The organism is Binatus sp. (SeqCode), from assembly GCF_035272065.1.
Taxonomy (GTDB): Bacteria; Desulfobacterota; Binatia; order Binatales; family Binataceae; genus Binatus.
In genome coordinates, this window is sequence record NZ_DATEQZ010000067.1 from 61,067 (window position 1) to 73,427 (window position 12,361).

Genomic DNA, 12,361 nt, shown 5'->3' on the forward strand with positions numbered 1-12,361 from the left:
TCTTACTAAATTTTATGTCCGTCACTGGTTAAACGCACGTTACTCAATGTGGCGGCGGCGTATTTGCCAGCACCACCGACCATCCGAGCACCACGGCCAGCAGAACGCATTCCACGGCCACATTACGAATCAACGCCGCTCGCGCTGACGATTCTCCCACCGAACCGACCAATCGATACCGGTTGTAACCGCCAATCAGAATCACCGTGGCCGCCGTGCCGACCTTCCACAACAGCGTCCGCCCGTAGAGCGAGTTCACCAGCAGGTCGAGTCGCAATCCCAGCGCATCCCAGGCTCTGATCGCGCCGGTCACAATCACCGCCGCGACCGACCATCCTGCGATCGTAGACACTCGCGGCGTCGCCGCATGCAACCACTCGGCGCCCGCATGTCCGTAAGTCGCGCCAATCAGCAACGAGACCAGCGCCCCGATCCACATGCCCGCCGCGGCCTGATGCGCAAAGTGAACCGAGATCGCGAATGCGCCCTTGTCCACCGCGTGACTCGTGACGCTTTGCAATGCGAGCAGAACCGCCGAGATGAAGCATATTAGCGTCGTCGCGAATCGCCCCGGTGCGGGAATCCACGCCACCAGAGCCAACAGCAGCGCGGTCGCCAGCCTCCACGTCCATACCTGCCCGGCAAAGGTCTCGCGCATCACCTGCGGCAATACGGGGATCACTTCTCTGAAGGTCGAGTCCGCCATTCCCGCCGCGACGGACAAAAGTCTCAGCGGCGACATCACCAGTACGATCAGCGAGAGCACGCGCCAAAGCGATTCCATGTTTCGGTTCCATCCATCGCCATCGGCGATATTTCCCGGCGCCGCGATCAGTGCAAAGGCTGTTGTTCCAAATATCAGCACTTGTGACCCTGCCAACGGCCACGCGAATATTGGCTGCGGAATCACGATCCGCCGTTTGCCACCGTAAAGGTGTATGAACCGTTCGTGTGATGCGTATCGATACAAAGCACAGCCCATTTGACCGTGTAGTCACCAGGTTTCAGCGCGCCGAGCTTGATCGACAGCCGGATCCCGTCATCGCTGACCTGCGGCGCGCCAACCGCCACGTTCTGCCCCTCAGCGCCCGTAACTTCCAGCTTGGCGAACAACTTCTCTATCGGCGCATCGAAGTCGATTACGATCTCGGACGGAGGCGAAGCGAGTTTCTGTCCCGCCGCCGGCGTCTCTTTTTCTGGAAACGAATGTGCCGACGCCATAGTCGAATAGCTAGTGATAATAGCCAGTAGCGCCGCCGCGGATATGCACTTTCTCGATGGCTTCATTCGCCGGGTCCTCGATTGATAGTCCTGTTGCCCCACTTCGGGAAGAACGAGTCATAAAAGATATCGAGCAGTCCGAGTATTGCCGCATGAGTTCCGGCTTTGCTCGCGTCGTTGAGCGCGAACTGAGTGCCCAGTTCCACTTCAAAGTGATAGCTGATGTAGGCAAGTCCGGGCGTCGCAAGGATCGTGGGAAAGGTCTGACCCGATGGTCCCGTTATTAGCTGGTCGTAGTTGAACTCGTTGAACAGAAACATGTTGCGCAGCGGCCACTTCAATCCGATGTCCTGAACATTGTTGCTGAGATAAGGAAGCGAGTACTCGATGACGGCGTCGGAAAACATGTGATGGTTGGTAGGTCCGCCTAGCGCTGGCACATAGCCAAAGTCGGTCTGAATACCCAACGGCCGCAGGTACTTTAGCACTGGCCAATTGGGGAGGTCGCCCATGCCCTTCTCCCACAGAAATGTCGGCCCCAGGCTCGTACGACTCGACGGCTGGATGCCCGTATTGCCGGTCGGCAACTGGATTTGTGCCCCGATCGAGGCCAGGAACTCATGCTTCTGCGAATAAAAGAACGCCCATTTCGCGAACATCGTGAGACCATCGAAGCCATCGAGGTTCGGCCCGTGGTATGGCGACTGATGCTGCCAGCTGCTGCCCCCGCCGACGCTGAACCGCGGCATGTAGTTGTCATCTATCCATAGTACTTTCTCAATTGAGGATGCGACTGAGTAGCTGTTGCCATTGCTGCTCTTCACCCAGGACGGCGCCAGAATGTCGAATTCGTTGGCCGGCGCGGGATCCTGCGTAATCAGTGGCTCGAGAAATATGTAGTCACCTACCACTCCGTGTGTGTACGCGGCACTCGCGCGCATCGCAAACACGACCATCAACCCGAAAATTATTTTCCTCCGCATAAACACCCACCGCGGCCGGTTCCGGCCGTGTCCTGCGCTCGCGAACCGTCGCCGTCCGCGAGCAATCATCCACTGGCGAAAATGTGAAAGTGACCTGCTAGCAGAACAGCTTGGGCGGAGGCGGATCGGGAGCTTCGGCGAATTTACATTTCAGAATTGGAACGAATTGAGAAAGCGTCTCGTGCGAAAGAATTCGCGTGCCGGGCGCCGGAGGCGCCGGGCGTGCGAGCGGCACAATGTTCGGCGAGTTGTCGAGCGATGGCAGCGGATGACAGATGTCCATCGAGATGCTCGGGCCCGAACGATCGGAGATCATGATCACGCCGATCGACGGCAGACTCGCCATCACCATGACCAACGCCATCGCGGCGGCGAGTTGCCGCAGCGAAGAACTATCGTTCATCAATAAGGTAACCATCGCGCCTTACTTCGCTCTTACCCTTTGCTCCGCGCGCGATCAATGTCGGCGACCACTGCTTCCGGGCTCACATCGAGCGCGTTGTACTGGCGAATCTGATGGCCGTCGGGGCCGAGCAGGAACGCCTCGATGGAATGCGTGATCGAGCCGTCGCTCTCGCGCGTCCGGCGGAGCTTGAATAAGGCCAGCACCTGGTCAATTTGCGACGGTGGCCCGGTCAGGAAAATCCAGCCGGGCCCGTCAGCATCATGACTCTTCGCGTATTTTGCGAGTTCTGCGGGACTGTCGTGCTCGGGATCGAGCGAGATGGAGACGATAGTGACATCAGCTCCCAGAGCCGGTCCAAGCTGATGTGCAATCGCCGCTATCTTTGCCGTCAACATCGGGCAGGTCGACGCACACGAAGTGTAAATGAAATCGACCAGCACCGGTTTGCCCCTCAGCGAGGCGAGCGAAAACGTGCTTCCGTGCTGATCGATCAGGCTCACATTAGGCAGGCAATTATTCCCGTTGGCCGCCGGATAATCTCCCCTGGCTTCGCGATCGCCGCATGCCGATAGAGTAAGCATCGCCGCGACACTGACTATCCCGAGAATTCGGATAAAGTACCTTATGCGAACATCGATCATAAACGTGCTATAGCTACTCAAATAGTCAGAAGAGCGCGTGCCCGGCCTTAAGATCCGCAGTCTTGATATGCACGACTCCCGAATCGTCTTCGTGCGGCAAGCTGACAGGAACGCACGAGGCTTTGCCTTCAGTCATTCGATCGATTGGGTAGTGATTCCCGCACACTCGGCAAATCAGTTCGCCTCCAACCACCCGGTAGCCCTTATGAAACGCGAAACACTGGCGGCATGCGTCAAACACCGAGCGCACTTTGCCGTCGTCGCCGCGCGCGAGCACGAAACGCAACCGTTTGCCTGCGTCATCGGTGTAACAGAAGAGATGTGCCGTGCCGGTGCGCAGCGCGAAGGCATTGATGGCGACTTCGTCGCCTCCTATCACCTCGGTGCAATCCGAGATCGCGGTGAATGTAAGGAACGCTGCGCCTGCCGCGAGCAACAGACCACCTAGAATCTTGAGGCTGATAGGACGCATGGCAGATCAATGCTGTCGCAGCGGATTATGCGCGTCAAGGCGCGACCGAATCCGTCAGCATCACTTCCTTTATTCTCTCGGTCAGCTCCGTCACGCGGAGTCCGTCCTCCGCGCTGACCGCTGGCGTGGACCTGTTGCGAACGGAATCGACGAACGCCTTGACTTCGTCGGCCAGCGGATCGCCTTCACCGAAATCGATCTGCTCCGCCGAAATTGTCGGGAACTGCGCGCCGCGCGCCGGCGGAGTTCTGCGAAAAATTTGGATGCTGCGCGCTTCGTAATCTACCGAAATGTACGCGTCAGGTTGGAAGAAGCGAATCTTGCGCTCGCGCCGCGCCGACACGCGGCTCGTGACCAGATTCGCGATTAGCCCGCTCTGAAAGCGGATGCGCGCGTTGGCGAGATCGATTCGATCAGTGAGGATCGCGACGCCGACCGCCTCGAGCGACGCCACTTCCGACGGCGCTACCGACAGGATCACGTCAAGGTCGTGCACCATCAGATCGAGCACCACATCCACGTCCGTGCCGCGCTCGGTGAACGGTGCGAGCCGATGGCATTCGACGAAGCGCGGATTTTTCACGATCGAATGCAGATGCACGACTGCCGGATTGAACCGCTCGAGGTGTCCAATCTGAAGAATGCACCCGCTTGCCGACGCCAGCCCGGCCAGGTCGCGCGCCTGCACCAATGTCTCCGCCATCGGTTTTTCCAGCAGCACGTCGATACCCGCTTTTAGCATTGCGGATGCGATCTCATGATGCGTCACGCCGGGCGACGCGACCGTCACCAGGTCCACGTTGCCCGCGAGCTTCCGGTAATCGGTCAGCGCTGTCGCGCCAACCTCCTTTGCCAGCGCCCCCGCGCGCTCCGCGTCGATATCGACAATCTGCGCGAGCCTAATTCCCGCAATCGCGGCGTACTTGCGCGCGTGCAGAGTGCCCAGCCGGCCCGCGCCAATCACAGCCGCGCGCAGCTCAAACACCGGCTTCGGCATAACCGTATATCGTCACGTTTTTCGCGCGCGCGAGTTCGAGCGTGCGATCGCGTTCGAGAATCAGCGCGACGCCCGCTTCGACGCCGATCATCGCCGCTCCGATCTCGGCGAGCAATTCCACCGTCGCCGGGCCAATCGCGGGACGATCGAAGCGCATATCCTGTCCCGGCTTCGCCGCCTTCGCCACTATTAGCCCTGCACCCACCAGCACGGCTGCGCGGCGCAGCGCGGCGTCCGTTCCTTCCAGCGCCTCGACGGCAGCAACCATCCCATCGCGGACCGCGACTGTCTGGCCGATGTCGTAGCTGCCGAGCCGGCGTGCGACCGCGAACGCTAGCTCGAGGTCGCGGCATTGCACGGGAGTCGGCTCGGGACCGGCGCCGACGCCGGCGCGTGCGAGCCAATGCTCGATCATCGGCACCGGATCGATCATCTTGATTCCTTCGGCTTCGACTTCGCGCGCGACGCCACGCAGCACCGCGTCATCGCTGAAGCGCCCGATTCCCGCGAGCATCTTGAGCGCGCGCGCGTCGGGCGCGAACGAGTCTTTCAAGCGCGCGCGTGAGATGCCGCCGGCCATCGCCGTTTCCGACACTCCGGCGCTTTTGAACGTGTCGATTATTTTTTGCAGCTCGCCGACTTTGATCCACGTGACTTCAGCGGCAATCGAGTCGAGCGCGCGCTCGCTTTCATTCACATGCGCGACGGCGACGACTTTTATTCCGCGCTCGCGTGCGGCGCGCGCCACTTCGAGCGGGAAGACGCCGTTGCCCGCGATTAACCCGAGCTTATTCACGCTCGCGGCCAACGACTCCGCGCTTCGAGTTGTTTATGAAATCGACCAGCCGCCGCACCTCGGCGAGGTCGCCGTATTCCTCCAGGGTCTTCGCGATCGCGTCTTCGCGCAACAGCTTCGAGAAGAACAGCGTGCGTATCGCCGACCTCAGGGCCGCAATCGTTTCGGGCTTGAAGCCACGCCGCTGCAGGCCGATATCGTTGATGCCCGCCAGCCGCGCGCGCTCGGTTCCCGCCACCATCGAGTACGGCGGCACGTCCTGCGCGACCTTGGCGCCCGCCGCCACGATCGCGTGAGTACCGATGCGGGTGAACTGGTGCACCCCGACCTGGCCCTCGCAAATCGCGTACTCCTCGATCACGCAATGGCCCGCCAGCCCGGTGGACGCCGCCAGGATCACGTGGTCGCCGATGATGCAGTCGTGCGCGACGTGCGCGTACGTCATCACCAACGTGCGACTGCCGACTTTTGTGATCATGCCGCCGCCTTCGGTGCCGCGGTGGATGGTCGCGAACTCGCGAATCATATTGTCGTCGCCGATTTCGACGACCGACGGTTCGCCCTTGAATTTCAGGTCCTGCGGTTCAGCGCCGATGGCGGCGAACTGCCATATTCGATTGCGCTTGCCGATCGTGGTGTTGCGCTCGATCATCGCGCACGGACCAACCACGCTGCCAGCCCCGATCTTCACGTCCGGCCCGATCACCGCGCCCGGACCGACTTCGACGCTCGTGTCGAGTTCGGCGCGTTTGTCGATGACCGCGGAGGAATGGATTCGGCCCGCTATCGAACTTGCTCCTCGACTTCCATCGCCGACAACTCCGCCTCGGCCGCTAACTCGTCGCCGACGCGCGCCACCGCCTGCATCCGCCACAGCGGACGATGAAATTTCAGAATTTTTACTTCCATCCGCAGTTGATCGCCCGGGATGACGCGGCGCCGAAAGCGCACTTTATCCAGTCCCGTCAGCATGAACAGACGCGTCGGGTCCCCGCCGACTTCGTTGAGCGCGAGGATCGCCCCCGACTGCGCCAGCGCTTCGACGATCAACACCCCCGGCATCACCGGATGCCCTGGGAAATGCCCCGCGAAGTACGGCTCGTTGAAGGTGACGTTCTTGATCGTTACGACGCGGCCTTTTACGAGTTCGACGATGCGATCGACCAGTAGAAAGGGATAGCGATGGGGCAGCAGCCCCAGCACGCGCTCTAGCTCTGAGACTTTTCCGCCGTCAGGCACCGGGAATTACTTCGCGCACCTTGTCTCGGAGGCTACTTCGAGATGGTCGATTTCTTGGCCGCATTCGAGCCGAAATCCGACGGCTCCGACGCGCCCGCCTGCTCAGCCTGCATGCTTGTGCGCGCAACCGCGCCGCCAGCGCCCTCGCCGACCGAGCCGATCGCTACGTGCATCGCATTGTAACTGCGGATCACCTGGTCAGTGATATCGATGCCCGGCGCGCCCCACAGGATCGATCCCTTCTCGAACACCATCGTGTAGTTGTCGCGCTCTCCGAGCGTGCGGATGACTTGGGCAAGATCGTGCACGATCTTCGCCGTGATCTCCTGGTCCTTCGCCTGCAGTTCGTCCTTCGAGTCCTTGTAGTCGCGCTCGAAGTTCTTGAGCTTTTCCACGTACTGGTCTTGCAGGGATTGGCGCTGATCCGGGTTCATCAGCATGCCCTTCTTTTCCATCTCGTCCTTGAGCGACTGGACCTCGTTTTGCTGCCGCTGCAGACGCCCCTCCAACGTTGTGACCTTGCCCTGGAAATCGGCCTTGGCCCGCTTGCCGGCGTCGCACTCATTGAGCGCCCGCTGCACGTCGACATAGGCGAACTTCAGTTCGGCGTGCGCGGGAACTGCCGCGAACGTCACCGCAAGGAACGCACCGAACATCGCACCGATGAACAACCGTTGCCTCATACAGCCCGGAAAGCCTCCTTTTGGACTACCTATCGAACAGTGAAACACGTTCCCACTGCGCGCCACTCGTGCATGGGAAATATACACCATAGTACTTGATCGAGCATCAAATCCAGTTGCGGACGCCCGCATCGTTTCGCTCGTCGAAAAAAATTTATGTTTCGCCGCTGTTGCCCGCCTACGAATCTACAGCGGCGAGCCGGCGCCGACTTCGAACACCGTGCTCTGGTCGGCGGGCCGTGGGTTGATCGGAAAAGCGATATCCACTGCCAGCGGGCCGAACGGTGATTTCCAACGGATGCCGATTCCAAACGACGCCTGCAACTGATCTATGGAGAGCGAGTCCTTGAGCCGGAACGATTGCCCCGCGTCGCTGAATACCACTCCGCGGATTCCCAATCCCGACAGGATCGGGAACGTGATCTCGTTGCTCAGTAGCAATTCCTTGCTGCCGCCGACGTCCTGCACGCTTAGCGGTGTGCCGTTCTGGCTGAAGATCGTCACTTGCGGACCCAACGAATACAGCTGATAGCCGCGCACGTCGCCCGGACCGCCGACACCGCCCGGGAAGAATCGCTCGTACAGCGGCAACTCGCCGCCGGTCCCGCTTTGCAGGTTGGTCCCGATGCCGAACGTGACTCCCTGCGACACCACAAACGTCCCCAGCGTCTGGCTCTTCAAGAACGGGTAAAAGTATCGAAAATGCGCGACGCCCTTGATGAACGAATTGGTCCCGCCGAGTCCGCCGAACTGCATACTCAGAGTCTCGACGGTGCCAGTGCGCGGATCGGTCGGATTGTCCACCGTGAAGCGCCGAATCGTCGGCGTAATTTCAGAAGTCTGTGTGTAGCCCTTGTAGCGCGCAATCTGGAAAGTCGTGAACTGGTTCAGCCCGGTGATTCCGATGCTCTGGAACGAATAGCCCAGTCCCGCCGTGATGTCTTTCAGCGAGAACGGCCCGAGCTTCTTGAAGCCGAGCTCGGTCAGCGGATACGTAGTCGTCAAGGTGAAGCCCGCCGACGACTGGTTGAAGCTCAGCAGGTAAGTTTTGTTGTCGAACAACTGCATGCCCACTGCGAGCGGGATATCCAGGAACCACGGCTCGGTGTAGCTGATGCTGTAATTCTGGAACAGGAAGCCGACCTGCGCATTCGCGATAAGCGATTCGCCCCCGCCGAACAGGTTGGTGTTGCCCAGCGTGAAGTTGCCGAACAGCGATTGATAGCTGTCGAATCCGCCGGCCACCTGGAACGAGGCGGTGTTCGCCTCGGTCACGTTCACGTCCAGGTTTATCTTGTCGGGCTGCGACGCCGGCGCGGTCGTGATGCGCGTGTCGCTGAAGAATCCCAGCCGGTCCAGCCGCACCTTAGAATCGCGGATCTCTTCGGCGCTGTACGGCTCCTGCTCCTGCACCTGGATCTCTCGCCGGATTACCTTGTCCGAGGTCTTCGTGTTGCCGCTGATATTGATGCGGTCGATTATCACTTCGTGACCGGGATTGATCACGAACACCACGTTGACCCGCTTGACCGCGTGCACCAGTTGCGTGCGCGGATCGACGTTGACATACGCGTAGCCGTGGTTCGAGTAGAAATCCGACAGCGCCAGCACCTGCCGCTGCAACGCTGAGCCGCGGAACAGTTGCCCGCTCTTCATCGTTAGCTGCTTGCGCAGTTCGCTGCGCGGAAACTTCAGGTTGCCAACGATGTTGATCCGGCCGACGCGGTACGGCGTGCCCTCGTCGATCGTTATTACGATCTTTATATTCGCCCCACTGCGCACCACCTGCGGCGGCGGAATCTGCACATTCAGGTAGCCGTTGTCGTAGTAGTACGCCGTCAGGCGATCGACGTCCTCCTGCAGTTTTTTCTGGTCGAGCGCGCCCCACCCCGTGACCCAGCTGAGCAGCCTGCTGTACGGCCGCGTTTCCATGTTGCTTTGCAATATGGACGACGAAAACGCATGGTTGCCGACGAACTGGATCTCCGTGATCTCGACCTTCGACCCTTCCACCACGTCGAATTCGCCGAACGCCGTGTTGTCGGGTTGCGGGATCGGCTTGAAGGTCACGCGGGCGTCGGTGTAACCCTTCTCGGCGTATACCGCGGTTACGCCGTTGATGGTTTCCTTGACCGCGATCGGATCGAGTATCGTACCCGGATGCACTTTCGTCGCCGCGACTATCTTGTCGTCGTTCGACCGGATCGCCTTCATCCCGTAAAACTTGACGTCCGTTATCTGCGGCCGTTCTTTGACCCGGTACACAAGGATGTTCTGGCTGCCCTGCTGCTCGACGCGCGTCGTCACCGAGTCGAAAAAGCCCAACCGGTAGATCGACTTGATGTCAGTATCGACCAGCGCCTGATCGAGTGGCCGGCCGACCTGCTGCGTGATGTGGATGCGAATCGCGTCTTCTTCGACGCGTTGATTGCCGGCTATTTCGATCTTGGAGATTATCGGCGCGGGACCCTGCGCACGCGCGACGGCTGCCGCGAGCATCGCGGCGGCCAAAACCAATATCAGCGTGCAATTTGCCCGCAATAGCGCGCGATGCGGACGGCGTAGCCCGCAAAATGACGGCGCGCGCCGCATGCGCGCGTTGAATTTTCCGGATGTCACTCAAACACACCAAAAACGGCGACCAAACTAACCAATCGCTCCCCCCATGTAAACCAAACACCCGTTCTGATCCCTCGCCCGTTATTTTACGGGAGAGGTTAGGTGAGGGTTCTGTGGCGTACTTCGACAGCTTGCCGGAACCACAGAACCCTAGAACCCTCACCTGCCGGCCGCGATGCCGCCGGCCGCCTCTCCTGTGGAATAACGGGCGAGGTAAGAGTCGGAACCATTCAATCTCTCACCTGCGCTCGTCCATCAGCTTTCCTTCACTAAGCCGCAGCGCGCGGCCGACGCTGCGCGTCAACTGTTCGTTATGCGTCGCGATCACCAGCGTTATTCCGAGCTCGCGATTGAGCGTGTGGAACAGCTCGTGTACTCCGCTTGCCGTATGCGGATCGAGATTGCCCGTCGGCTCGTCCGCCAGCAGCAGCTTGGGCCGCAGCACCACCGCGCGCGCCACCGCGACGCGTTGCTGCTCACCGCCGGACAGTTCCGCCGGCCTGCGCTTTAGCTTGTCGCCCAGCCCCACGATTTCGAGCATCTCGGTTGCGCGCCGGCTCGCCTCGGCGTCGTCGATACGGCCGATCAGCGCCGGCATCATCACGTTTTCCAGCGCCGTGAAGTCCGCCAGCAGGTAATGGAATTGAAACACGAAACCCAGCTTCTGGTTGCGGAACTCCGCCAGCGATTTCTGATCGAGCGCGAACAAATCTTCGCCCTCGAAATAGACTTTGCCCGCGGTCGGCTCCTCGAGGCTTCCGATTATGTGCAGCAGGGTGGACTTGCCGGTTCCCGATTGCCCCACCACCGCGACCTCCTCGCCCGCCTCGACATTGAGATCGAGATTGCGCAGCACCCGAATCTCGCGATCGGCGTCATAGAATGTCTTGTCGAGGCCGCGTACCTCGATAAGACGCCCCTTCGCGGCGTTCGGTTTCGCCGCCGCGCGCGCCTCACTCATAGCGAATCACCTCGACTGGCGAGAGGCGCGCGGCCTGCAACGCCGGGTAGATTGCCGCTGCGAGGCACAGAACGATCGTTGCCGCCGCCACCACGACGAAGTTCCATGGATTAATCATCACCGGCACCGAGCTCACCATGAACATGTCGGCCGGCAGATGAATCAGGTGATACTTGCCGATCGTGAACGCCGTCACGAATCCCGCGCCGACGCCCAGAATCGTGCCGATCACGCCGAGCGCCGCGCCCTCGCACAGAAAGATCGACGCCACCGACGCTGCCCGCGCGCCCATCGTGCGCACGATCGCAATCTCCTTGCGCCGTTCCATCACCACCATCACCAGCGTCGCGATTATGTTGAAGGCCGCCACCAGCACGATCAGCAGCAGCACCATGAAGTAGGTGAATTTCTCCAGCTTGAGCGCGGCGAACAGCGGTGCGTTGGCCGTCGTCCAGTCCGACACTTCGAAATCAGGCCCCGCCATCGCCGCGATCTTGTCGCGTATCGTCGGCGCGTCGAACATGTTGACCAGCCGCAGTTCGAGTCCGCTTTCGAGCGACGCATCGTCGGCCAGCAGCGCGCGTCCGTCCTTCAACGCGACAAACACTAGCGTCGAATCGAAGTCGTACATGCCCGAATGAAAGAATCCCGTCACCACGAATCGCTTGAGACGCGGCGGCCCGATTCCCGCTCCTAAACTCGCCGGCGAAATCAGGATCACCGGATCTCCCGGTCTCACCCCCAGCTCGAACGCGAGCGACTTGCCGAGGATCGCGGCCGGCAGCTCGACCACCCGCTTGACGCCCTTATCGGCCACCGTCACCGGATGCGTTGTCTCGAGATCCGTCAGCGTCCCGTCCTCGAGCGTGTCCTTCAATTCCTTGAGCACGGCGTTGTCGTGCGGCTGGACCCCGCGGAGAATTCCGCCCGACACGAGACCAGGCGCGCCCGAGTCCGTGCTCGACACCGCCATCACCTGCGACGTGACGAACGGCGCCGACGCCATCACCCCCGGCATCGCCGCGATCTTCTTTTCGAGCTCGCTGGGATTCCACACGCCGCCGTCGCTGCGCTCGATCGTTATCTGTGGCGTAAACGCGAGCAGCCGCGCGCGGAGATCTTTCTCGAATCCGCTCATCACCGACAGCGCGACCGACAAGGTGAACGTCCCGATAGTTATCCCGGCCAGCGAGATGATCGCGATAAGCGACACGAATCGCTCGCGCCGCCGCGCCCGCATATATCTGAGCCCGATCAAAAATTCGTAGCGCAATTTGGTCACCATCCGAAATTGTAGCGAAACCCGCCGTGGGTTTCGCTCTTCCCTGGCAGGGTAACCCCTG

The 12,361-nt window shown here is 60.7% G+C and carries 14 protein-coding genes; all 14 read right to left on the reverse strand.

Going from position 1 to position 12,361, the window contains the following annotated elements:
• Positions 1–43 precede the first annotated feature (43 nt).
• The gene (locus VJX68_RS13275) at positions 44–880 is read right to left on the reverse strand and encodes a CopD family protein (protein ID WP_324096182.1); all 837 of its coding nucleotides are present in this window, start codon (positions 878–880) and stop codon (positions 44–46) included.
• A gap of 26 nt (positions 881–906) precedes the next feature.
• Positions 907–1,221 (reverse strand): copper resistance CopC family protein, encoded by a 315-nt coding sequence (locus VJX68_RS13280; RefSeq protein ID WP_324096183.1) that lies wholly within the window; start codon positions 1,219–1,221, stop codon positions 907–909.
• 62 nt (positions 1,222–1,283) lie between these two features.
• Positions 1,284–2,204 (reverse strand): hypothetical protein, encoded by a 921-nt coding sequence (locus VJX68_RS13285; protein WP_324096184.1) that lies wholly within the window; start codon positions 2,202–2,204, stop codon positions 1,284–1,286.
• A gap of 97 nt (positions 2,205–2,301) precedes the next feature.
• A complete protein-coding gene (locus tag VJX68_RS13290; RefSeq protein ID WP_324096185.1) occupies positions 2,302–2,622 on the reverse strand; it encodes a hypothetical protein in 321 nt (106 codons plus the stop codon).
• Between the two features lie 17 nt (positions 2,623–2,639).
• Positions 2,640–3,251, reverse strand: coding sequence for an SCO family protein (locus tag VJX68_RS13295; RefSeq protein WP_324096186.1), 612 nt, complete (start codon positions 3,249–3,251; stop codon positions 2,640–2,642).
• 25 nt (positions 3,252–3,276) lie between these two features.
• The gene (locus VJX68_RS13300; RefSeq protein ID WP_324096187.1) at positions 3,277–3,723 is read right to left on the reverse strand and encodes a Fe-S-containing protein; all 447 of its coding nucleotides are present in this window, start codon (positions 3,721–3,723) and stop codon (positions 3,277–3,279) included.
• Between the two features lie 34 nt (positions 3,724–3,757).
• Positions 3,758–4,720 (reverse strand): Gfo/Idh/MocA family protein, encoded by a 963-nt coding sequence (locus VJX68_RS13305; RefSeq protein ID WP_324096188.1) that lies wholly within the window; start codon positions 4,718–4,720, stop codon positions 3,758–3,760.
• Complete coding sequence (locus VJX68_RS13310) at positions 4,701–5,528, reverse strand: LpxI family protein (protein WP_324096189.1); 828 nt, start codon at positions 5,526–5,528, stop codon at positions 4,701–4,703. Before VJX68_RS13310 ends, VJX68_RS13305 begins: the two co-directional genes overlap by 20 nt.
• The gene (lpxA, locus tag VJX68_RS13315; protein WP_349255916.1) at positions 5,509–6,303 is read right to left on the reverse strand and encodes an acyl-ACP--UDP-N-acetylglucosamine O-acyltransferase; all 795 of its coding nucleotides are present in this window, start codon (positions 6,301–6,303) and stop codon (positions 5,509–5,511) included. Before lpxA ends, VJX68_RS13310 begins: the two co-directional genes overlap by 20 nt.
• Complete coding sequence (gene fabZ / locus VJX68_RS13320) at positions 6,300–6,755, reverse strand: 3-hydroxyacyl-ACP dehydratase FabZ (RefSeq protein WP_324096191.1); 456 nt, start codon at positions 6,753–6,755, stop codon at positions 6,300–6,302. Before fabZ ends, lpxA begins: the two co-directional genes overlap by 4 nt.
• Positions 6,756–6,787: 32 nt before the next feature.
• On the reverse strand, positions 6,788–7,438 hold the full coding sequence (locus VJX68_RS13325; protein ID WP_324096192.1) for an OmpH/Skp family outer membrane protein: 651 nt from the start codon (positions 7,436–7,438) through the stop codon (positions 6,788–6,790).
• 186 nt (positions 7,439–7,624) lie between these two features.
• The gene (gene bamA, locus VJX68_RS13330) at positions 7,625–10,057 is read right to left on the reverse strand and encodes an outer membrane protein assembly factor BamA (RefSeq protein WP_324096193.1); all 2,433 of its coding nucleotides are present in this window, start codon (positions 10,055–10,057) and stop codon (positions 7,625–7,627) included.
• A gap of 238 nt (positions 10,058–10,295) precedes the next feature.
• Complete coding sequence (locus VJX68_RS13335; protein WP_324096194.1) at positions 10,296–11,018, reverse strand: ABC transporter ATP-binding protein; 723 nt, start codon at positions 11,016–11,018, stop codon at positions 10,296–10,298.
• Positions 11,011–12,303 carry an FtsX-like permease family protein gene (locus VJX68_RS13340; RefSeq protein ID WP_324096195.1) on the reverse strand — a complete coding sequence of 431 codons (1,293 nt, stop codon included), beginning with the start codon at positions 12,301–12,303 and terminating at the stop codon, positions 11,011–11,013. The genes VJX68_RS13335 and VJX68_RS13340 overlap by 8 nt, the downstream gene beginning before the upstream one ends.
• Positions 12,304–12,361: the final 58 nt, after the last annotated feature.

Coding starts and splice junctions, on each gene's coding strand:
- VJX68_RS13285 (WP_324096184.1), bottom strand. CDS start 2,204: ATGCGGAGGAAAATAATTTTCGGGTTGATGGTCGTGTTTGCGATGCGC.
- VJX68_RS13300 (WP_324096187.1), bottom strand. CDS start 3,723: ATGCGTCCTATCAGCCTCAAGATTCTAGGTGGTCTGTTGCTCGCGGCA.
- VJX68_RS13295 (WP_324096186.1), bottom strand. CDS start 3,251: ATGATCGATGTTCGCATAAGGTACTTTATCCGAATTCTCGGGATAGTC.
- VJX68_RS13340 (WP_324096195.1), bottom strand. CDS start 12,303: ATGGTGACCAAATTGCGCTACGAATTTTTGATCGGGCTCAGATATATG.
- VJX68_RS13305 (WP_324096188.1), bottom strand. CDS start 4,720: ATGCCGAAGCCGGTGTTTGAGCTGCGCGCGGCTGTGATTGGCGCGGGC.
- VJX68_RS13335 (WP_324096194.1), bottom strand. CDS start 11,018: ATGAGTGAGGCGCGCGCGGCGGCGAAACCGAACGCCGCGAAGGGGCGT.
- VJX68_RS13325 (WP_324096192.1), bottom strand. CDS start 7,438: ATGAGGCAACGGTTGTTCATCGGTGCGATGTTCGGTGCGTTCCTTGCG.
- VJX68_RS13280 (WP_324096183.1), bottom strand. CDS start 1,221: ATGGCGTCGGCACATTCGTTTCCAGAAAAAGAGACGCCGGCGGCGGGA.
- VJX68_RS13290 (WP_324096185.1), bottom strand. CDS start 2,622: ATGGTTACCTTATTGATGAACGATAGTTCTTCGCTGCGGCAACTCGCC.